General features: G+C 30.5%; 14 protein-coding genes and 3 pseudogenes. 4 read left to right on the top strand and 13 right to left on the bottom strand.

What is annotated here, in order from left to right; all coding sequences use genetic code 11:
- Nucleotides 1-378: 378 nt before the first annotated feature.
- The 3 genes and pseudogenes from JJD95_RS03975 to JJD95_RS03965 form a co-directional block, all read right to left on the bottom strand.
- Entirely contained in the window at nt 379-1008 is a 630-nt protein-coding gene (locus JJD95_RS03975) for a GyrI-like domain-containing protein (protein WP_291640589.1), read from the bottom strand.
- A 3-nt stretch (nt 1009-1011) separates the two neighbouring features.
- Nucleotides 1012-1167 carry a hypothetical protein gene (locus JJD95_RS03970; protein ID WP_291640587.1) on the bottom strand — a complete coding sequence of 52 codons (156 nt, stop codon included), beginning with the start codon at nt 1165-1167 and terminating at the stop codon, nt 1012-1014.
- A 107-nt stretch (nt 1168-1274) separates the two neighbouring features.
- Nucleotides 1275-2155 (bottom strand): annotated as a pseudogene (locus JJD95_RS03965) (Rpn family recombination-promoting nuclease/putative transposase).
- A 300-nt stretch (nt 2156-2455) separates the two neighbouring features.
- Between JJD95_RS03965 and JJD95_RS03960 the strand changes: the two are divergent.
- Nucleotides 2456-3280, top strand: a complete 825-nt coding sequence (locus tag JJD95_RS03960) for an HAD family hydrolase (RefSeq protein ID WP_291640585.1) — start codon at nt 2456-2458, stop codon at nt 3278-3280.
- Between the two features lie 241 nt (nt 3281-3521).
- On the opposite strand, the gene JJD95_RS03955 is transcribed toward JJD95_RS03960, so the two are convergent.
- The 3 genes from JJD95_RS03955 to JJD95_RS03945 form a co-directional block, all read right to left on the bottom strand.
- Complete coding sequence (locus tag JJD95_RS03955; RefSeq protein ID WP_291640583.1) at nt 3522-3668, bottom strand: hypothetical protein; 147 nt, start codon at nt 3666-3668, stop codon at nt 3522-3524.
- Nucleotides 3669-3976: 308 nt separating this feature from the next.
- On the bottom strand, nt 3977-4717 hold the full coding sequence (locus tag JJD95_RS03950; RefSeq protein WP_291640580.1) for a hypothetical protein: 741 nt from the start codon (nt 4715-4717) through the stop codon (nt 3977-3979).
- A 240-nt stretch (nt 4718-4957) separates the two neighbouring features.
- On the bottom strand, nt 4958-5323 hold the full coding sequence (locus JJD95_RS03945; RefSeq protein WP_291640578.1) for a hypothetical protein: 366 nt from the start codon (nt 5321-5323) through the stop codon (nt 4958-4960).
- Between the two features lie 163 nt (nt 5324-5486).
- Here JJD95_RS03945 and JJD95_RS03940 point away from each other — a divergent pair, with 163 nt between their 5' ends.
- Nucleotides 5487-6842, top strand: a complete 1356-nt coding sequence (locus tag JJD95_RS03940) for a hypothetical protein (protein WP_291640575.1) — start codon at nt 5487-5489, stop codon at nt 6840-6842.
- A gap of 81 nt (nt 6843-6923) precedes the next feature.
- Here the strand turns inward: JJD95_RS03940 and JJD95_RS03935 are convergent, their stop codons facing one another.
- The 3 genes and pseudogenes from JJD95_RS03935 to JJD95_RS03925 form a co-directional block, all read right to left on the bottom strand.
- On the bottom strand, nt 6924-7349 hold the full coding sequence (locus tag JJD95_RS03935) for a helix-turn-helix domain-containing protein (RefSeq protein WP_291640573.1): 426 nt from the start codon (nt 7347-7349) through the stop codon (nt 6924-6926).
- Nucleotides 7350-7453: 104 nt separating this feature from the next.
- Nucleotides 7454-10630, bottom strand: a pseudogene (locus JJD95_RS03930) (DUF3427 domain-containing protein).
- 282 nt (nt 10631-10912) lie between these two features.
- Nucleotides 10913-11704: a site-specific DNA-methyltransferase gene (locus JJD95_RS03925; RefSeq protein ID WP_291640571.1), complete on the bottom strand. Its 792-nt coding sequence runs from the start codon at nt 11702-11704 to the stop codon at nt 10913-10915.
- Between the two features lie 111 nt (nt 11705-11815).
- Between JJD95_RS03925 and JJD95_RS03920 the strand changes: the two genes are divergently transcribed.
- Both JJD95_RS03920 and JJD95_RS03915 read left to right on the top strand, forming a co-directional pair.
- On the top strand, nt 11816-12790 hold the full coding sequence (locus JJD95_RS03920; protein WP_291640569.1) for a hypothetical protein: 975 nt from the start codon (nt 11816-11818) through the stop codon (nt 12788-12790).
- A gap of 467 nt (nt 12791-13257) precedes the next feature.
- Nucleotides 13258-13655, top strand: a pseudogene (locus JJD95_RS03915) ((deoxy)nucleoside triphosphate pyrophosphohydrolase).
- 8 nt (nt 13656-13663) lie between these two features.
- Here the strand turns inward: JJD95_RS03915 and JJD95_RS03910 are convergent.
- The 4 genes from JJD95_RS03910 to JJD95_RS03895 form a co-directional block, all read right to left on the bottom strand.
- Nucleotides 13664-16564: a DUF3427 domain-containing protein gene (locus tag JJD95_RS03910; RefSeq protein WP_291640567.1), complete on the bottom strand. Its 2901-nt coding sequence runs from the start codon at nt 16562-16564 to the stop codon at nt 13664-13666.
- 116 nt (nt 16565-16680) lie between these two features.
- Nucleotides 16681-17598 (bottom strand): DUF5655 domain-containing protein, encoded by a 918-nt coding sequence (locus JJD95_RS03905; protein ID WP_291640565.1) that lies wholly within the window; start codon nt 17596-17598, stop codon nt 16681-16683.
- A 260-nt stretch (nt 17599-17858) separates the two neighbouring features.
- Nucleotides 17859-19916 (bottom strand): reverse transcriptase domain-containing protein, encoded by a 2058-nt coding sequence (locus tag JJD95_RS03900; protein WP_291640563.1) that lies wholly within the window; start codon nt 19914-19916, stop codon nt 17859-17861.
- Between the two features lie 952 nt (nt 19917-20868).
- On the bottom strand, nt 20869-22224 hold the full coding sequence (locus tag JJD95_RS03895) for an SEC-C metal-binding domain-containing protein (RefSeq protein WP_291640561.1): 1356 nt from the start codon (nt 22222-22224) through the stop codon (nt 20869-20871).
- Nucleotides 22225-22945 lie beyond the last annotated feature (721 nt).

The raw sequence follows: 22945 nt of genomic DNA, 5'->3' as shown, positions 1-22945 counted from the left end.
TATGTTATTATAAGTTCATAAACAAAGAAAGAAAATTTAAATCAAAACAAGAAGAGTGGAAGTAATTCCACACATTTATTAACTTTCATTAGATTAACTAAAATAATTGCTAATAGAAAGGGGATAGTCCAATGGTTCAAATTGAATTTCCACAGTTTATAGAGGATAGTACGATTTTATAAGTAAGAGGTCTTTAATATATGTAAAAGACACAGATGAATACTTTAATTAAAAAATAATGGCTATGCTCTACTTAATTTAAAATTAAATATGATATATTTTGAAAGGGAAGTTCATAAAATTGAACTCTCCTTTTGTATTTTATTAATAGTATAACTTCATAAGTATACAATAGATAAAACAGGCTACAAAATGTACTTAATCCACCCTAACAACCGGATGCCTTAAGACCGTTTTCATCTTTTCAGGTGATGTTTTTCTTGGATCTGACAAATAAATTTCATGATGCCTACGTATTCTTCCATCGGGGTAAGCAGTTGAAATTGCATCTTTAAAATTATTCTCGCTTAAATAACTTTCAATCAGTTTAACTGATTTTGGTTCATCATCAAATGGTCCAATGTGCATTATTTGAACACATAATCCCTCACTAAAAGTCTCGAAATATGCCTTTGAAGTATCAATTTTCGGTTTTTTCCTTTTAAGTTTTTCACATGCCCATTCGAACACCTCTTTAGTCACAAATTCTGGTTGCCTTATCATTGAATTCCAACAATATTTGTCCTTTAGTGTGAAATCCATATTATCATCTTCTAACCACCACAATCCTTCTGGCTCACAACCATTCCTCTTACTCATCTTTATTGTATAAGCCAACCCATATAGTAGCTCCACCGCCTTATGATATTCTCCATCTTCGTTATTAGGGTTACCACTTCCATTAACCATGATAAATGTCATAGCAGGTACATCAACCACCATTGGTTTTTGCTTTGGCAAATACAAATCCTTATATTTTTTCTTATAGTCTATCTTCTCTGCAATCATGATTTACGCCTCCTGTTTAAATGGAATAATAATTTCCGTAATATAGTTACTCGGATTACCTCTAAATATCATCCCAGGTCCCTTTATATATATTTCTCTGGATGGTATTAGGAAGCTAATATTGTTTTCCTGCGCATAGTCAAAAACAACTTTTAACACCGTATCACCTCTATATCGATAATTTAAATTATAATAAAAAACCGCCTGGATAAAATTCAACTTACCCAGGCGGTGGATATTTTTCTTTAATTATGCTCACTATGGTTTTAATGCACCATATTATGCTTTATTTCAATTAACCTTTCTACTGTAAGCTCTGTTATTTCAGCTATATCATCCATAGAAAGGCCTTTTATTATCATTTTCTCTGCTACCTTTATCGCTTTCTCAGTTGCTCCTTTTTCTATTCCTTTTTCTATTCCTTTTTCTATTCCTTTTTCTATCCCTTTTTCCTCTGCTGATTTTATCCTAGTAAGTTGGTCGCTGATTTCTGCCTGCCTAGCTTCATATAACATTCTAGCCTTTTCATCCTTGCTTATTATTTGCAATAAGCCATAAGCTTTCTTTATGTCCTTATTTTTTTCTGCTAACATCTCCATCTCTCCCTTCGATTTTGCATCTAAGAATTCCATCCACTGAACTATTGGATCATTTTCATCTTTCTCAATGTCTTCATCAAATAGTTTTGCGATCTCCAAGAAGTGTACCTCAATTATATCCGTCAACCTATAACCTGTTTTATCTTCTGTCAAATGGTAACTGGAATACAGTTTTTTTAGTGGTGTACACTTGAAGTCTACTATATTTATAGTTACACATTTCTTTAGCTTATCGTAAGATCCCCTGGTTTTATCTGACTTGTATACATCTTGCTCCAGTAGAAAATGGTACGTTCCGCCATATAATCTGTTGGTAATATTTGTATCTCAACATCTATTTGTTTTCCTGTTTTTGTTTTTACTCGTACATCCAGTATCCCTTTTTTATCTTCCTTAAAGTCCTTTAGTAGTTCACTATTTATTATTTCTATTCCCTCAAATTCTTCTTCTGGAACACCTAACACATCACTTAATAGTGCTATTAGTAAGTCTTTATGTTTTTCATTTCCAAATATATACTTAAATACAAAGTCATATTTTGGAGACATGATGAAATTATCATCTATTGATTTCACTTTTTTCTTAGTCATTGTATCACATCCTCAATATTTAACTTTGACTATTATCTACTATTTTATTCAGTATTACTTATCTTTATTTTATCAGAAAATTACATTTTATTCTACACTATTTATTATATAGTATTGTAAAATTGGTGGAAATAATGCAAATTTATCTTGTTTCCATAGAATGTCGCATTACCTTTTACATTCACCCATTTTATGCTAAACTTATTTATAGATGCTTTATATTTAGAAATTTAAAAAAATTTGTAGGGAGTGAAATGTTTGAACCTATATATTTCCGATTTAGATGGAACTTTATTAAATTGTGAACAAGTCATAAGTGAAACATCAGTTAAAATAATAAATGAGTTAATAGAAAAGGGAGTTAATTTTACAATTGCTACCGCTAGATCCTATGAAGCTTCAAAAAAAATATTAGAGCCATTGAATTTAAGATTGCCTATGATTTTAAATAATGGAGCTTTTATATACGATCCTGTATCGGGTGAAAATATTGCGGAAAATTATTTACCTAATGATACTGTTAATTTTGTCTTAAAGAATTATTATACTAATAATATTTCCCCATTAATATCTGCCATAGATCTTAATGGGGATAAGAAAATTTATTATAGAGGTATCTTTAATGAAGGGCAGGAAATATACATAAATACAAGAAAAAAGGCCGGAGATAAAAGACTTACTAAAGTAGATGATTTTTTTGAATTAGACGATCATAAAGTTATAAATGTATTTGCTATAGAAAAAACGGGGATTTTAGATGAAGCGTATGATTTATTTAGCAAAACAATAGATGCCTGCTGTCATTATACTGAGGAAATATACTCCAAGGGATTTTTCTGGCTTGAAATAAACAATAGTAACGCAAATAAACAACATGCTGCTAAATTGTTAAAAGAATACCTAAAAGTAGACAAGCTTATCTGTTTTGGAGATAATTTGAATGATATACCCTTATTTGAAATAGCAGATGAAAAATACGCAGTGAAAAATGCATACAAGGAATTGAAGGATTTAGCTACAGCAATTATAGATTTCAATTATGAAGATGCCGTAGCTAAATTTATTCAAATGCATACAGTATAGTCGCAAGCGGGTCACTGCGTAGGTAGGTATCCTTTATTTGATTATTTCCATGTCCTAATATTAAAAACAACCTCTAAATTTACAATTACTTTTTAACTTTGTCACTATAATGACATATATAATTGTTATTATACATACATAGAAGGTAATTGATTTTTCTTAATTAGAGTCCCCCTTTAATTAAATATAAATTTAATATAACTCCTTAAAACAACTGGTTAATATAATCAGTTGTTTTTTATTATATCTCAAATATCATTTCATCTTCTACAACTACTATATTGGGGTTATGCGCAAAAGAAGAAGATAATTCCTCAAATTTATCTACATTCCAATTTGGATTTATGTGGATAAGTTCAAGCTTTTGTATTTTATACTTGCTTAGCATATTGTTGATCTCCTCAAAGGAACTGTGATCTTTGCTACCTTCGTTTGCTATAGTCCACTTCCCAGTGTAATTAACTTCATAATTTATCCCCTTTCATTGTCTAAAATTGTTAAATTGAGTCACAACTGTTGAAATTTCTAATAAACTGCAGGAAACTTCTAGTCAGCTATACTTAGTATTATTATACCAAATTAAGCGAAATAATACCCTTCCGTATAGAAGGGTATACCGTACCATAACAATATATTTCAATTATACAATTCCCATACTGATTAAGTCGATGACTACTGTCATCGCCTTACTCTAATTTAATTACTATGGTCACAAGTATCTTGACTTTGCAAGACATACTTAACACCATCGAATTTGAATATTGATACAATAGTTGTCGGCTTTGTCATTAGTGTATTTGTGCTTATTTTGGTACCATATTTCGTTGTCCACGCATATAGTCTTAAATCATCGCTATTAATTTGATAACCTCCAATCTGTAAACTGAGAATATCTTGAAAGGCCGTTCTTTCCTTTAACGTTCCCATCCATGCCTCAACAAACTTTCTATCTTTCAAATACCATACATGACCATGAAAAACATCCATACCTGATCCACCGGAACGAGTTGTCATTTCATAAGCTTTATTTTCTCCATTAAGATTGTGCCAGTACTCCAAGTCCAATTTTTCTACTTTCCAATCTTTTTCTGCTACAAGAGAATATTTACCTTGGTTATTCTTATCAAATATAAAGAAATAGCCTACATGAACCCCTCCATCAATTTTTGCAACAATCTCAAAATCATTATCTTTATCAATGTTAGCTACCTTATAGGAAAGGCCCTCGAAATAATAAGGTCCTTTAGTTCCATGTGTATTTATTAGTTTTATTACTTCCTCTTTAGATACTTTTGGTAAACTACTTTCAATATCAATTACTGCTGCTTCTACTACTTCTCCAATAATTACACTGCAGTTTAGAATTATTGAAAAAAGCATTATTAAGAGTAACTTTTTAGGAATTAATCTGATTATTGCAGACTTTATATTTGGCATTCACTACACCTCACACTTTAAATAATTATATCTATTATGTGTCTCTACAGATTTAATATGTAGATATAATAAAATTAGGATTACCCTTTAGAGTAAGCCTTTTACATATAATACATTATCAGTCTATAGTGAGTCCAACTTAATTCTTGACGCAGTGTGTCAACTTTGAATTAATTATTTCTTGTAAATTAGAGTGTAAAAAAATTCTTTGCCAAATTCTTTTGCTAACACCAGTTGTTTTTACACCCATTCACTCTCAAGCTTCCCAAACCGAACTATCCTTCCATCAACTCTAACATCCCCATGCAAAAGCATCTCAATTACTCTCCCATCTAGAACATAGCAATCCGTTTTTCTCAGAAGTTTCAGTCCCCTATCTTTTGATATTCTCTTCAAAATCTTGTAAAGTTCAATTTCATCCCTATTTTTAAGTTTAAGCTCATGGATATTCTCTGCATTTTCAAGTAAATAAAGTGTGGTGTATGTAATAAGCTGCGTACCATACTCCACTGGTTTAATATTATTAATTTGAATTAATTCTTCTAATTCAAACCTTAAATACTCGTCTTCCTCATTACCTCTTCCAACTGGAATCTCACTACACATACAACGTTTATACCTTTTAACTTCTTTAATTTTGCCATAAAAATTTATGCCGCTTGTTAACACAAAAGTAAACTTTTATTATTAGGTACTATATTTGAGTATATTAAGTTGCTAATTACAAATACTAATCTTGAAGTAATAATTAAAAAGGATTGGTGTTAAAATGGATCATAAGCAATGCAAATACTACAGAGAAACTAAGAGTTTACCAGAGTTTAATTTAAATAAGTCCTCGAAAGATGGACACCAAAAATACTGCAAGGAATGCAATAAATATCTTAACAGAAGATATAAAGAAAGAAAGGCTTCTAAAGAAGGTAGAGTGATGCTTCCTTATAAATCTATGCAATATTCAACTATAAGCGATGAACAATTATTACAAATAATAAAAGATTTTTTCAATGAATTCAAACGAGCACCTACGACTGCTGACTTTGATAATTCTGATAACTATCCCCATTTCAAAACGTATTATAGGCACTTTATTTATTATAAACCCGGCACTAAAGTATCTTGCTGGAATGACATTTTAAAATTAGCAGGTGTATCTCCTTTAGATTTTAAAGACTTTTGGTCTGCATGGCAGTATCTTGTTGAAATATCAGCTTCAATTCTAGAGGGTGACTGTCTATTTCAGTATTGTGGATTTGGTTTAGATTTCAAACCAGATATTTATATTCCTCTTAAGCATAAAGTAATCGATGCAGCCACTTCCAACTACGCTTGCAAACACAAAGAAAAACAATATAAAAAAGCTACTGATCAAGGTGCCTCAGTAGAATATTGGTGCTTAAACAAAAATAATAGACCTGGCTTAAACCTTCCAAATTTAAAATATGTTTTTGCTGATGAAATAATTATGAGATTATCTGCACTAGGTTATCATAAATTATGTTATGACATTAAGAATCTTCATTTAGTATATAAAAACTTAAAAGATATATACACAGAACATAAAAAAAACTATGTGATTAAAAAGTTAAAAGAGTTTCACACAAAAAATAATAGAAGTCCTTATACTAGAGACTTTGTAGGTAATCCAGACTACCCCTCTTCAACAACCATAACTATATTGTTTGGGACATTTAATAACGCATTAAAAGCAGCTGGGTTAGATATAAATACTTTAGCTAATTTATCTTTTAATGAAAAAGTAGCTAAGGAAGATTTATTAAATCTTATTAATAAACTTGGACGATTACCATTATGGCGAGAGATAGCTCCTCCTAATACAACATATACTCAAAAAGTTTATTTTAAATATTGGGGTGGAATTGAAGATTGCGTTAACTCCCTTGGACTTGATTATTTGAAATTGAAGAATTTATCAATAACCACCAAAGTCAAATTAAGGCTTGACTCCATAACAAAATTTAAAACCATGCACGGCCGCTTTCCTAATATAGATGAGCTTCGCATTAAAAACAACCTCCCTAGCTATCACTGGATTAATGACCATTTTGGGACTTATGAAAATTTAAAAATCTATTTAGAAAATCCTATAGACAATAATAACTAATATTCGGACTATTTTCGTCCACACTGTTATGACAAAATAGCACACTTGTCCACAGATCAAATGTGTACTATTTTATCATATCTATTCTGTTTCTCTTTTTACTAATCCACAAATAATATCAATGCCATTTGATATTATTTTTCTTTGTTCATCATTTAATCCTTTATTATTGTGAAGTATTTTCTTTTCTTCAGCTAAACTTTTTATTAAAGTTGCTATTTTTTCTAATTCAACAAATTGAGAATCATTATGCATATAATATTCCTGGTCTAATTCCTTAATAACATGTATATCATTGCAGAGTAAATAGTCTAATGAAACATTAAAGTATTCTACAAAATTTCTAATAGCATTCATCTCTGGTATTCTCTTGTTATTTTCATATTGGCTAATAGTTGTTTTTGTAAATGCATAGCCGTATTGCCCATTAAATTCATCTGCTAACTGTTTTTGAGTCATATTTTTAGACAACCTTACACTCTTAAATCTCTCTCCAAAAGTTTTCAAAATAAACTCCTCCATAACTATAACTTATTTATAATTATGGCCAAACATCAGCTTCTCTACTCGAAAGTTTATATTATTGTATATAATGAAAGTGATTAAACCCACTAAACTATACTCTTGTTAGCCACCCTCATAAGTCGCGCAGGTATGTCTTCCTTAAGTCTCCACACAAAACTTATAGGACTGTTTCCGCTATGACGAACATACTCTCCCTCTCCAAGGTAAGTATATGCTGCAACTAATCCATCCTTTTTCTTATTTTCACGTACAAACAAAACTATCTTATTCCCAGTATTCACATGGTTAATGTACCTCTGACCCATATCACTTACCGCTGTAGTCCGGCTCTGACTTTGCCAATGAAATAGCCTTTCATTGATAGCATAATCCTCATACAGTGTAGAAGGCGAATAATCTTTCTCTGATTTATTTAATGTTATGAAAAAAGCATCAAGCTTTTTTTCTTTAAAATGCTTTACTCCTTCTCTAAAGGCTGGCTTTATACTTTCATCAAAATATCCTAACGCTGCCATGATTTGATCCGTGGAAAATGTGCAATACAAATCAATAGGACAGATAGATCCTAAATCCACAGACTTATCAACAAAATCAATATGCAAATAATTATACTGTAATATCTCAAATGCCTCTTCAATCATTGCTTTATTATTCTCATAGAGAGTAGCCAAAATCTTCTCAAAGGAATTAAACCCAAGCTTTTATGGTGCTTCTAAATAAAAACTGTAGTATATCATTCCAAGCATTAATTTCTCTTCTTTATTAAACTCAGAGCCTTGCATTATCCTACCACAGGTTAATATATTCGTTGTAAACTCAATAAGCTTTCGTGAATTAATATGGAATAAATTTTTTAATCTCTTTGTCATTACTTCTTCATCTTTATTTTTAAAGTCATGCATTATTCCGGCCTCAACCTTCATTCTGCTAAAGCTTCTATTTCCACCTTTGCCATACACATCGTTCAATGTATAATTATAATGCTCTAAAAAATTACTTAAGGTAGGTTCTTTGCCTGTATCACCTTCGAAATATTTTAATTTGCTTATCAAATTAGCTTTGGTAACCCTTGCATCCTTTATATTTCTTAGTATATATTCCTTAGCCTGCTTTTCTAGGTGTATATAACAACCCTTAGGCAGGTTTAAAAAGCCATTAATTATACTGTGTTCTACTGAGTGCTTTGCTCTTCCCATTAAAGCTTTGAATTTCTGCTCAAAATCATAACTCCTATGCGCTTGGCCTACAAAATCCAAGACCGTTAAACATTCTTTATCTTCACTAAGTCTGAGTCCTCTTCCTAGCTGCTGCAGAAAAACTGTTAAACTCTCTGTAGGTCTTAAAAATAGCACTGTATTAATTTCAGGAATATCTATACCTTCATTATATAAGTCAACAGTAAATAAAAATTTAACCTCTCCACTTACCAGTTTCTTCTTAGCACTACTTCTATCCTCTGGGCTGCTTTCACCTAGCACTGCCATGGAAGGTATTCCACTCTCATTAAATTTATTAGCCATATACTTAGCATGCAAAACACTTACGCAAAAACCAAGCCCTATAACTTCCTCAATATCTGTAACATATTTATTAAGACTTGTTATTACGCCGTTTACCCTAATATCATTACTTGTATATACATTTTCTAATTCTTGTTTGTCATAGCCTCCTCTTGTCCATTTAAGTATAGAAAGATCAATAGAATCAGAAACTGCAAAATACTGAAATGGGCTCAGAAGCTTTCTATCTATAGCTTCGGGAAGTCTCATTTCTGCGGCTATTCTATCATCGAAATGCTCCAACACATTTTTGCCATCCATTCTTTCAGGAGTAGCAGTTAATCCAAGTAATATTTTAGGCTCATAATAATCTAGTAGCTTTTGATAAGAAGGTGCTTCAGCATGATGGAATTCATCCACTATAATAAAGTCATAAAAATCAGCTTCAGTTTTTTCATTGAGTTTAGTTGAATTAAAACTTTGTATGCTCATGAATAAGTGATCTAATGAATCTGGAACATTGCCACCTACAAATAAATCCCCGAAATTATTGTCCTTTAAAATAGCCCTAAATGTATCTCTGCTTTGCTTTAATATTTCCTCCCTGTGAGCAATAAACAAAAGCCTATTCTTATCTTTCCTATGTGCCTTTGTGAAATCCTTATAATCAAACCCCGCTATTACAGTCTTTCCTACTCCTGTAGCTGCAACAATGAGATTTTTGTATCTATTAAATAAAGTTCTCTCAGCCTTCAGTTTCTCCAAAATTTCCTTCTGATAATAATAAGGCTTTATATCAAACATAAAATTTACACTATTATCAGTTTTCCCCTCCTTATTTAATGAGCTTTTAAGCCTTCTTTTATCCTCTTCACTCTGACCATTAAAGGAGGTAAACCCATCATCATTCCAATAGCCTTCAAACGTAGCCTGAAATTTCTTTATAATATCAAAGGAATCCTTTTCTGATACTTTTATATTCCATTCAAGACCTGAGGTTAAAGCTGCATTCGACAGGTTTGATGAGCCAATATATGCTGTAGTAAATCCCGTCTCTCTTTGAAAAAGATAAGCCTTTGCATGAAGCCTTGTTCTATCTGTATCATATGAAATCATAATCTCTGTATTTTTCAACTTACTCAGCTCTTCTATAGCCTTGTAATCTGTTGCTCCCATATAGGAAGTTGTAATTATCCTAAGCTTATGGTCATCATTATCAGTAAATTCCTTAAGCTCATCAAAGATACATCTAAGTCCACTCCATTTAATGAAGGAAACAAGCATGTCCACAGAATCACTACACAATATCTCCTTCTTTATCTCCCCCATCATATTAGGTTCCTGAGTAGTACCAGTAAAGAGGGAACTTTGAGAAAGTGGAGTTACAGGCCTAATTGCTTTACCTTCCTTGACTCCTCTTATATTGTTTATCTTTGAATATAATGCTGTAAGGATTTCGCCCTCCTCATCAATTTTGAAACCTTCAATATTTTTATCCTCTGCAAGTGTACTTAAGCCTTGAATGAGCTCATTGCAGGCTTTTATTTGTGAAATCAATGCTTCCTTATCGTTTTGCTTATTATTTTCTCTGATAAACCTTAGGCATTTCTTTACCACGGAAGAAACATAGCTTGATAATTGAGTTCTAGCCTCTTCTACATCAATGGGTTGCTTTTGGAAAATATATTTGTCTGAATCTAATTTTATTAATTGGTTTTTAAGATCATCATATATAATTTGCTCGTATATTCCTTCTTTTACCATGGGAATTATACCTCCAATTTAATTGTTATTATATGGAGTATTCTAGATTTAGGGGTGGATTCCCTCCTTACCTGTGACCGCAAGTGTAAATATTATTAATGTTCCCCCACGTTAAAAAGCTTAGTTAGCAATAAAACAGGCCATATACTGTGATAAAGTATATGGCCGTTCTATTGCTATGACTTCCGAGGTAATAATATAAACCACAAATTATACTGCCAATTATTGAGAAATCATAAGAGTTGACTTGAAGCATTCTCTTTGCAACCAACTTTAAAGTGTCTAGTTTGTAAGAGAAATGGCACTAATCATTTGCTGTGCACTTTCACAGTAATCTTTACTTATTTCAAAGCCAATAAATAGCCTCTTCATATTTTTACATACTCTACCAACGGTTCCACTTCCCATAAAAGGATCTAAAACCAAATCCCCTTCATTTGACCATGTTATAATATGATCTTCTGCCAACTTATCTGGAAAAATAGCTTGATGTTTATGTGCTAATAAATTTTCAGTACAATGTTTACCTACGACATAATACCATATATTACCTTTCACTTTCATACTCTTAACCTTTCCCGTAGTATTAAGTTTTTTAAGTTGTCCCTTTTTATCTTGTCTATAAGTTCCAGTTCTTTTTTGTCCACTAAATTTACATGGAATCATTATAGGATTAAAACACTTAGGTTTTCCTTTTGCAAAAACAAACATGTACTCAAATTCTTGTTCATATCTTCTGTGATTTTTAGGAGCAGGATTATATTTTGCAAAAATCATTGTATCCCATATTTTAAATCCAATCTCTTTAAAATATAAAGCTTGTCTAAATGATTCCCCAGACTCTGAGCCATTAGAAGTCTTATCTGCAACAACCCATATTATTACTGCACCAACTTTTAAACACCTAAGTAGTTCATTAGCAACCTCTTTAAAATAATCATAGTTAAAAATATATCCATTATATTCTCTCAAATTTTCATATGGTGGTGAAGTAATAACCAAGTCTATTGACATGTCTTGAACGTTTTTCAATCCACTTAAGCAGTCTGTATTGTTAATTTTAATTTGATTCATTGATAATCACCCATATAAAATGCTATATCCTATATATATTCATTAAGAATAATAAAAAATACTTTTTTGGTTAAAATAATTAAAATATTAATTAACGAGGTGCTAATAACTATGGAAAACCATAAAGAACTAAAAAAGACTTTAATAGATTATACTATTGTTACAAGCTTTGACTATATAAGGACTTTTGACGAAAATAATTTTACTGATTTCTCATTTAGTAAAGTATCAAACATTAGTAATTCTGAGAGTAAATATATTTTAGTTGGATTATCTGAAGCAGCCGGTAAACCCTTTGTTCTTTACAACCCCCAACTAGATTGCATACATGATGAGCTTTATCAAAGCATGGTATATACCAATAAAGTTAAAGGTTATAACAAGGATAGAAATAGAGTTCTAGGCTATTATGAAGGAGATGGGATTGTTAGATTTGGTAATAAATATCCTGAAACAATTAAAATACAATTTGAACTTGCTACAGTAGACGAAATTATAAGAAAAAAATATTATATCAGCAATTTGCCTAGTAAGACTCGTCACGAAATAATTCAAAGCTATATACTAAATTTAGGAGAAAGTCTTGGATACGAAGTAACCATAGCTATAAATGACAAAAAGAAATTGAAAAAACTTAATACTAATTTACTCATTGCTAAAAATCGTCAACCTGCTGATTTAGTGACTATTGCATCAAGTAAAGTCATAGATAGAATTGATGTGATTTGGTATGTAGCTATAAGTCCAATTGCTGCATTTGAAATTGAATTCTCTAACAATTATGCAGATGCCTTTAGAAGATTACATGCATTAAACGTATGTGGGAACACCATTAATCAAAATTTATACAATATAATTTGTAGTGATGACCAAAAATATTATGCTATTTCTCAGTATTGTAAAAATAACTATACATTTATTCAATCTCTTTTCCCAAAATTAAATTTATATTTTTTACCACTGTCTAAGTTAGATGATTCCCTTAAATTAAAGGATACTCTAGGCTTTGGAAAAGAAAAAGAAGTATGTAGAAATCACTTTTTCAGCCCTAAATCGCTCACTCCATTAACACTAAGCTTACATTGATTTCATTTGATAGAAGGTGTTTGTAAGTAATTGAAAAAGGTAGCCAAGTGAAAATCCAAACCGTCCGGCTCACTTTATACCATTCGATTATAACTTCAACCTCACTCTCTACAATCAAAGTTACTATAATCTTCTGCGCTCAAACACAGCCACTTTTTCAATAAGCCTAAAAAACAACTTCATATCAAATTCTTTTATCGGTGCTATTTCCATAATTTTTATAAACTGCTTCGCATTATATCTTTTGAACCAAGTTAGTGACTTTTACAATGTTCCCCAAGCCATAGTCACCATAATGTATATTTGCTCTTAGTCTTTTTTTATGAAATGTTTTTTAAATTAGTATATATGATTTATGTTGATCCCTCTATATTTCCCCTTAACCTCTCTCAAAACCTAACGTACTTAATAACCCATCACTTTTGCATTCACACCTTTTATGCTAAAATTACCTAGAGGTGTTTTATATGAAGAAATTAATAAAAGTTGTAGGAGCCATTATCGAAAATGAAAATAATGAAATCTTATGTGCTCTTCGCGCTCCAACAATGTCCATTCCAAATATGTGGGAATTCCCTGGTGGTAAAATAGAAAGTAGTGAAACTTTAAAAGAAGCTATTGAAAGAGAAATAAAAGAAGAACTAGCTTGCGAAGTTGAATTTATTGATCGCTTTAATGATAATACTTACGAATATGATAAGTTTATAGTGAATTTATTTACTGTTAAGTGCCGCTTAGTTGCTGGTACTCCTACCATAAGCGAGCATTCAAAATTAATATGGTTACATAGAGAGAATTTACTTTCCCTAAAATGGGCTCCGCAGATATTCAAGCTGTAAACCAGCTTTTATCAGAAAAGGTATAGCAAAATTGCTATACCTTTTTTGTGAATTCTGTATATAGATTCGCTGGCATTTCATGTTCTAATTCCATTAGAACAGTTATCGGCTTTTCACCTTCATATTCTGTTACATCACCTTTACCTATGTAAATATAAGGCTCGGAAGCTCCATCAATTTGCTTATACTTCCTTACAAAAACATGTAGGTTAATCCCTCTTTGTTTATTGAAAATAATGTTTTTACCTCTTTCTGAACTTTGAGATGTACTATTGGGACTTTGCCATTGAAAATATTTACTATCTTTAAATTTATCTTTATAATTTATACTTTCCTTAATATCTTCTTCTTTATGTAAATCTACAAAAAGAAAATATTCTTTTCCATTTGCTATAAGTCCGATCCCCCTGAAGGAGCTATGAATTTTAGTATAATTTGAAAGTAGTGCTGCATCTACCATTTGGTATTGTTCATATAACTTAAAAAATGGCACTCCATAATACTTACTTTCAAATTCTTTCTCATATCTTATAAGCGCATAATTTATAACATCTTCAATGTACATTCTATATTTCTCATTATATATTACCGTTTTAAAAGCCCATGTACGGCTTAAGACTTCCTCATTAAGTTCAAAGCATTTAATATTATTTTTAACTTGAGCTGAATCATAGTAGTTTTGATTCAAACACTGAAAAGCATGAATAATACTATTATCATCTACATCCTCAATATACTTTAATATTTCATTTTTAGCTTGCTTAAAGCTTATATCTTCATGGATTAGTAAATATTTAATTACACTAAATTCATATACTCTTTTTATAGGTAACTTAGCTGAAAGTTCTTTAAGGATTTTAAGAAAAGCTTCATCTTCTAATAATTTTTTTAAAGCTTCATCATTCTCCATTTTAGCCACAAACCCAATATAAGTTTTTTCCTTATTTAAAAATTTCAAAGGATTTGGAGCTCCCTCATACTTTATATAATCCATAAGAAAATATGGAGTTTTTCCACTATTCATCATCTTAAATTCTAAATATTCTTCCTTTAAATATTTCATAGAATTAAAATTTTCGTCAGTTAACTGCTCTAATATTCTTTCCTGAGCAATTCTATCCATTTGAATATTAGTACATCCAGGTATATTCCCAAACTGAGTGGCCACAGCTACTTTCAAACTATCTTTATCATAATATCTTGAACCATTTAATGCTATTGCTATCAAAAACACTTTTTTATGATTTCCTATAAAATCTAATACAGTTAAAAAAGATTTTTCTTTATGATTTCTAAGTCCTCTACCCAGTTGTTGTATGAATATTATAGGTGAATTAGTTGGTCTAAGCATTAAAACTAAGTTAATAGCTGGTATATCCACACCTTCATTAAAAATATCCACAGTAAATATAACTTCTAATTCATCCTCATCTGATTCTAGTTTCTTTATATAATATATTCTTTCATCTGCTGAATTTACTCCTGTTAAGCATATACTTTTTATCCCTCTTTTATTAAATTCAGCTGCCATATACTCAGCATGATCAATACTTGCACAGAAGCCTACCCCTTTACGTTTCTCTCCATCGTAGCCGTAAAACTCCATCTTATCCACAATAAAGTCAACTCTCTCATTAACCTTTAATCTTTTAGCTATTTCATTTGTATCCTGAACATTCACATCACTTAAGTCAATACCCTCAATATCAGATATACCAAAATAGTGGAATGGAATAACTAGTCCTAGCTCTAAGGCTTCCCTAAGTCTTAATTCTAAAGCCACATTATTATCAAATATATCGAATATATTACCTCCATCACATCTTTCTGGTGTTGCTGTCATACCAAGTAAAAATCTTGGTTTAAAATACTCCATAACTTTTGCATAAGAAGGGCTAGAAGCATGATGAGCCTCATCTACGATTATATATTCAAACTCATCTGGCTTGAAATTTTCAAGATTATTATTCATTGATTGTATAGTTGAAAACAGATAATCCGCGTTCAAATCTTTACTTGTGCCAGTTAAAAGTCCTGTAGTTTTATTTTTATTCTTCACTAATTTCTTAAAGGTTTCCTCTGCACTCCTTAATATTTCTTCCCTATGAACCAAGAAAAGCAGCTTCTCAGGTTTATAGCTCACAGCATCAAAGGCTGACATATATGTTTTGCCTGTACCTGTAGCAGCAATAACCAAGGCTTTAATCTCACCAGAAGCTCTTAATCTACTCAAATTATCCATAGCTTTCTTTTGCATATGGTTAGGCTTAATTAATTGATAATTACTAAAGTCTAAGTTTTTGCTTTCCCCAGTTTTTTTAATCTCCTTTAGAAAATTACTATAACTATTAATAAAGTCATCATCTACAATAGAAGTTACTTCCCATAAACTTAAATACTCTTCCAAAACCTCACGGGTAAAACTATCGTTTTTCTTAGAAATAACTTTAACATTCCACTCTACATTACTCTTTAAAGCTCTTTGAGTTATATTAGATGATCCTATAATTATTTTGTATTCATCTTTATATTCAAAAATGTATGCTTTAGTATGAAAGCCTTTCTCATTAGTAGCCACAAAAATCTTTAAATCAATATTATTAAACTTATTTATTCTTTCAAGAGCCTTTGGTTCAGTAAAATTAAGGTATGTGGATGTTAGTATCTTGCCTTTCACACCTTTTTCTTCAAGTTCTTTAAAGCTATCCAATAAAAGCTGAAGTCCGCTAAAATTAATAAATGCCACACTAAAATAAAACTTCTCACAGTCACTTAAGCATCTCTTAAGCTCATCTAATAGATTACCTTTTTCTGAATTCACTATTAGCTTGTTATTGACTAGGAATTCAGTGTTTTCTATTTCTTTATGTTTAACATCATCAATACTAAGTTGATGATCTTCTTTAATATTTATTTTATCTAGTATTGAATTCATAATATCCCCCATAATTTAATATGCACCTAATTTTATTTAGTAAAGTTTAATTTATATCTCTAAACTATAAATTTTCATCACTTATACACATACTCTAACCCCTAAGTCTGATCTTATCACTTCTTCGATTTATATAACTGCTTAATCAAACTAAATATATACTCAATATCTTCGTCATTACTTATTTGTATCTGATAATCACCATTTCCCCAGTGTCCTGTATTCGAAACATCTCTTGCGATATTTCTAGGATCATCTAACGTTCCTACCTTTGTATTTAACCAGATTTTCAAGGCTTTCTTTTGCAAATGTATATCTAACATGACTTTCTTGTTATACATAAAACCTACTTCTAATTTTTTAGCTTTTATATCAATAGTGTCATCTAATGTTAGTATAAAATCTTTTAATTTATCATATAATTCAACAATTTCCTCACTAGAGTTATTTAAGTGCTGTTCTTCTGTATATACTTTAACTTCTGTATTTACAATATCAGCTTCACTACCACTTGTAGCTATGGTCTTTATAGACTCACTACTTTTGGATGATTTAATTAGATTAAAATACATTGTATCATTAGTAAATCTCTTTACTTCCCATAACTCAAAAGGTAAATCTTTAAAATTAATAGCTTCCTTTTGATAATTATTAAAGGCTGGTGATACAAATATAACCCTTGATTGTGACCAATCCACATCATCTCTCTTTAATGTACTATTACAATTTTCATTATACTCAAGTATAAAATCAGCCTTATTATTAAGCATTAAAGAAAGATAAGAATAGCCTTGATCTATAACACTAAAGTTACTAGTATTTTTATATTCAATGATAACAAATGATTTACTGTTCTCATTGAATGCTAAAGTATCAAGCCTAAAATTGTTAAAAGTGAACTCTCTCCTAACAAACTTTAACCCAAATATATCCTCTAAATTATTTTCACATAACTTATGAAGCTCCACCTCTTTTGAAAAAGTCTTTTCCTTTATTTCTTCTAAGTTATTACCATCTATTTTATATAAAAACATAACCACTACCCCTTTACTTATAAAACTTTTCACTTTACAATTAAAAGTTACTGTATTAACCTTTTTCAAACCTCTTTAAAATACTCGGGTATAGTCCATCCGAGTATTTTAACATGGTGGCTTATACGCCCATGTATACTTGTTATTATATGAAGTATTCGAGATTTAAGGATAATTTCCTTTTTACTTATTACCACAGATGTAAATCTCGATAATTATTATTCTTATCTCATCCTTATATTACAATATTAATTATTATATTACTCCTCTTTATCTTGACTTATTGCAACTTGTTGCGCTGCTATTAAACCACCACTATCTTTGACTGCCTCTGCTAATATTTCTCCATAGTGTATAAAAATTTCATCATAAGCCTCATGTAATTTTATGCTTTGTATGAAATTATCAAACTCAGATTGACATATTTTAAGTCTTGGCTTACCATTTTTATCTTTATAATGTGCTAATGTCTTTTGGTTTCTAATTTCATGAACAGCTTTAAATGAATGATAAGCAATAGGAAATTCACTTGCCATTTGATCTAATACAGATCCAAAATCGCCTGTTGTATACTCTTTATCCTTTGAAATTATATCAAATAAAATATTATGAAATAAATCTAATGCCATTAAAGACTCATTAGGATTAATATTCTTTTTATTTATGTAAATTCTCAAATCATCTTTTATTTCTTTGTATACTATTTGTGTTTCTTTGCATAGAACTAAAAAATTATCTGGTACTTCTACATTAAACTCAGTAACCATTATGTACTGTAAATAATCATATTCTTCATCATTAATTATTTTTTTTATATAGTCATTGCAATTATCAATTATTGGTTTATGAGAAAATTCTTTATACCACATATTAAGACCATGTAAAGAAGTCATAACATCATTACTGCAGATTAGGCTTTTTAAAAATACTTGTTTAGAATAGTCAGTTTTATAAGATTCATATTTTATAAAATTAACTTCTCTCTGTATGTAGTAATTGTTTTTTTCATCAAATTGCATTATTAAATCAAATTGTTCATTATTTTTTAACCAATTAATTAGTTGATATTTTACTATCCAAAATCTCTTCTCATTTTTATAGTTAGAGTGAAATACCTTTTCATCAAATTTTAAGCTTCTATAACTTTTAAATAACAATGACTTATTGTATTGATATAGTACCGTATCCCCTAATAAGTATGATGATATATATTTAATAAAGGTATCATCCGAAGGGTAATTCTTATCAAAATAATAAATAATACCCTTATAAAATAATTCTAATTTATTAAGATTTTGCAACAAAATATTTTTTATATCATCATCTTTATCGAGTTTAAAAAGTGCAAAGCTGATAATGGTTTTGTTTAAATCGGTATTTTTAATGCAATCTATAAGTTGTTTTTTTAGTTTTGTATGAGTTTTAGTTTTTAATTTATTATTGTTCTTTTGATATTCTTTAGCAATATTTGAAAATTTCGCAGATACAGTATTTATGTGCTTGTCTATATTTTCAATATAAACAATACCAATTTTTTCAGATTGTGGTATCAAAGATAAATCGCGACCCAATAAATCTAAATAGACAACTATTTTTTGACACTCAATCTGCGATTTGGCCATTATATTAATATCATCTGCATATCTAAAATATTTTATGTTTTTATGTTTTCTAAGTTCTTCATCAATTTTAAACAAATAAATTTCCGAAATAAATGAGGAACTTATAGGCCCTTGAGGTATACCATTGCTTTTTTTAAATTTAAAATTGGCAGTTGGAGACACTGTCCACTGAGAAAGACACCATCTCAACATTTCAATTAAATCATCCTGAATTCCATATTCTTTTAATATTTCGCACAATATATTGTGATCTATTGTATCGTAAAAAGAAGCAATGTCAAATTCAGCTGTATAATGGTAACCGACATAGTAAGAAGCTCTTTTTATATCGTTAAATTTTTTCCATTGAGTTTTCCACCTCTCGTAGAAAAAAATGGAGTTTTTATTGGTTGTAGCTTTAAAAACATTTCCAAATGTGTTAGCATTAAAATATTTTAACATTATCGGATAAAATATATCGGCTATAATATTGGCTAACGCTTGATATACAATTTGATCAATTAGGCACAGCAAACTTATTGGACGAGCCAAGTTTTTCTTCTTTGGCATATAATACTTTTCACAATTTTGAGGTATATATATATACTCACGAATATTAATAATAAGCTGATCGATATTTTTTTCAAAAAATAGTTCGAAGCATTCAAAATCTTTGTAAAAAAATTCTTTGTACTCGTCTCTTTTAACTGTCTTCAATCTTTTATAAGCAAGTATAAAATTTTCTTTTGAAATGAATTTATCATATTGCGTTCCCGTATTAAATCACCACCTTTTTTATTCTTAAGTTTATTAATATAAATATTTTTTCATGTTATTTTCATTTATCCACAAAGTTAAAAATCAGAAATGAAATCATTGTATATATAGTAGCAAACAGAACTTGTCTACTAAGTTACAAATTTATGTAACGGGGTCGCGTCAGCCACAAAAAAAGTAAATACAGGTTGCAGATTTAACTTAGCAATCAGGCCACTTCATGACCCACTAAGGTAACAGTGACTTGGTAAAAACAGTAAATAAGTTCTACTCTAATGGACATAGGCTCACCATCAAGTGTAATAGCAAGCTCATACAAGGTCTCGTAGCAATCTCAGCCAAGGCCTAGCAAAGACTCCTAGGGGTAACCCGAATGGTGTCGATATTATAGGCCATGAACTTTATCAAGCTGCGCATCTAACTAAAATATTAATTAATATGCTATTTTCACTAACGGTATTTGTGAAACTCTTAAAGCAAGTATTCATATTCACTTTTTCAAGTTCCCATTATTATACATAACTTGTTCAACTGTATGGATAATGGCGATTTCAATACACATAGTGTTTTTATCAAATTCGCTCCGCTCATAAAAACCCCCGGGGGACGTGAACAATTTGCTTGCTAACGCGATATTCCCGTTCCCACGGACAAGAAAACACACCTACTCTCGTGGTAGTTATAGTTATATATGCGTAAAAAATTCCCCAAAGCTAGCAAAAACAGTTATTACTGGCTTTGTGAGGCTATCAATTTCTATTACTTTTCTCTATCCGCGCCACGCACTCTACATGACTTGTGGCGGTGATAATGATGTCCTAAAAACCTATCGGGGCCTTGGCGGAAGGGTATTTTTTAATTCTTGTCTATTTTTCTTTAATATTCATCTGAACTATCTGTCATGACAAAACTTATATTTCAAGCCACTACCGCATGAACATTTATCATTTCTACCAATCTTTTTAGGCCTTTTAACTGGAGTATTAGAATTAATTGGAATGTTGCCTTGATTCATCAAATCAACTTCTCTTAGCCTATACAAATATTCCGATATAACTAATATAGCCTGAAATAGTCGCACAGCTTCATTCTCAAATTCCAACAGATACGCAGTCTCTTTCTTTGATCTATCTTTTGGATTCGGAATATATGTTATCTGTTGTGTGATTGTGTCATAGCTAACATCATTATGACCTATTGCATTACGCAATTTTGAATTAACTATAACATGAAGACTCTCCGTATATGATTCTGTTTCATTACAGAAATGGAACCTGTTAGCTTTTGTCAAACCTATAAAGCCATCCAAAGACTTTACCTTGTTTACCATTACCTTGATTGATTCATAATTACTACGATATTTTATATTATTTAATGACGTCGGTAAAACCATTAGTGTTCCCAATGCTTCATATGCATCTAAATAAAATTGTTTTACTGAATCAAAAGTACTTGTTGTTGATCCTTCAATTGCAAAGTCTACAAAACTTTCTTTATAAAACTGAGTAGCAAAGGCCGGAATCAAGAAAGGATATACTTCGATAAATTCATTTAGCATTTTGTAAATCAGCGATTGAAGTTCGTTCAGACTATAGCCATCGTGACAATTCAAATATTTTATCAGTGCACTGATCTGTTCAATGTCCAGTTTCAATACACTGTCACTTATCGTAAGATCATCAATAATATCTCTACGAAGTGGAGATATAAATCCATGAATTTCAATCATATGTATTGCCCTTAATATTTCAAATTCGTTTCTACAAGGAAATACATCCTCTGAAAATATTTTCTTTATCTCCTGAAGCAAATAGCTTTTATTATCATTTTGGGATAAATCAAGCACTCTTTTATAATCAGTCCACTTTTCAGCCGTTTTATTTAATGTTGATACGCTATTTACGAACTTATCATACCCATTTTCTTCCTCCATTCGCATTTGATTTCTGATAAACGGTGTTATATCCATTTCTGGTGCTTGCGCTCCATTATACTGTTTTACTGTAGGAAATTCGCCCGAACATTCAACGAGATAATCCGCCTTGTCATCATTACTTAAAATATCAGCATTATCAAACTCAAACTTCAATCCCGGCTCAACTTGGCCTATATGTACTTTACCCAACAATGAAGTACCACATTTTCCACAAGCAATAACAATTGGATGTTGTTCTTGCCATCCTACCTGCAGTCTAACTCTAGTTATACTCTCACATACTCTACATTTTATAAAACTGTTATATACCATTCTTACTAATCACCTCTATGTGTTTTTTTAAGTAACATATCTATATTCATAATGTCTACTCAACCCTTGACACTTTTTCGGAAAAACATTCACAGCAAATTCGCTTTGCTCATAAAAACCCCCGGGGTACGTGAACAAATTGTAAACATAATTTGTTTTGCTACGTAGAAAAAAATGGAGTTTTTATGGTTGTAGCTTTAGCAACACAGCTTGTCCGTTTAACTTCCAATCTGTGTAAGGGGTCAGACCCTTGTCAAAAGCTGGAACAGTTTTTGTTTCTAAGTATTTAAAATATATTAAACTTTTCTCCAATTTCCTTTAATAATTCTTCGTTCTTGTTATATATCACCTTTAACTGATTGATATTATTTTTCATATTTGATAGTCTCAAATCATCCATAAATGTACTCCTTTAATTATTTAAGTATCCTAAACCTATATTTTTACATCAATTACCAATTTCCTCTATATAGAATAACATTTATGTCAGCAAATACTAATTTGCGATTAAATGGATGAGATAGCCATGGTAACGGGGTCGTGTCAGCAACATAAAAAAAGGAAATTGATTAGAATCATGTACCACTAAAGTAACCACGACTAGAAAAAGTATCTTTTCATCCACTCCCATTTATTTCCTTTTTCATTTTACAATTATTTAGGCTTATATAAACCATATTTCTACATTAATTTCCAATTCCCTCTATATAGAGTAACATTT

Source organism: Clostridium sp. (assembly GCF_016650035.1).
Taxonomy (GTDB): Bacteria; Bacillota; Clostridia; order Clostridiales; family Clostridiaceae; genus Clostridium_AD.
Note: the sequence above shows the minus strand (reverse complement) of the source record. Positions and strands in the feature narration are given on the sequence as shown.

What these genes read in the sequence shown, in the direction of transcription:
- JJD95_RS03975 (WP_291640589.1), bottom strand. Translation starts at nt 1,008, where the DNA reads ATGATTGCAGAGAAGATAGACTATAAGAAAAAATATAAGGATTTGTAT.
- JJD95_RS03955 (WP_291640583.1), bottom strand. Translation starts at nt 3,668, where the DNA reads ATGCTAAGCAAGTATAAAATACAAAAGCTTGAACTTATCCACATAAAT.
- JJD95_RS03950 (WP_291640580.1), bottom strand. Translation starts at nt 4,717, where the DNA reads ATGCCAAATATAAAGTCTGCAATAATCAGATTAATTCCTAAAAAGTTA.
- JJD95_RS03945 (WP_291640578.1), bottom strand. Translation starts at nt 5,323, where the DNA reads ATGTGTAGTGAGATTCCAGTTGGAAGAGGTAATGAGGAAGACGAGTAT.
- JJD95_RS03940 (WP_291640575.1), top strand. Translation starts at nt 5,487, where the DNA reads ATGGATCATAAGCAATGCAAATACTACAGAGAAACTAAGAGTTTACCA.
- JJD95_RS03925 (WP_291640571.1), bottom strand. Translation starts at nt 11,704, where the DNA reads ATGAATCAAATTAAAATTAACAATACAGACTGCTTAAGTGGATTGAAA.
- JJD95_RS03920 (WP_291640569.1), top strand. Translation starts at nt 11,816, where the DNA reads ATGGAAAACCATAAAGAACTAAAAAAGACTTTAATAGATTATACTATT.
- JJD95_RS03910 (WP_291640567.1), bottom strand. Translation starts at nt 16,564, where the DNA reads ATGAATTCAATACTAGATAAAATAAATATTAAAGAAGATCATCAACTT.
- JJD95_RS03905 (WP_291640565.1), bottom strand. Translation starts at nt 17,598, where the DNA reads ATGTTTTTATATAAAATAGATGGTAATAACTTAGAAGAAATAAAGGAA.
- JJD95_RS03895 (WP_291640561.1), bottom strand. Translation starts at nt 22,224, where the DNA reads ATGGTATATAACAGTTTTATAAAATGTAGAGTATGTGAGAGTATAACT.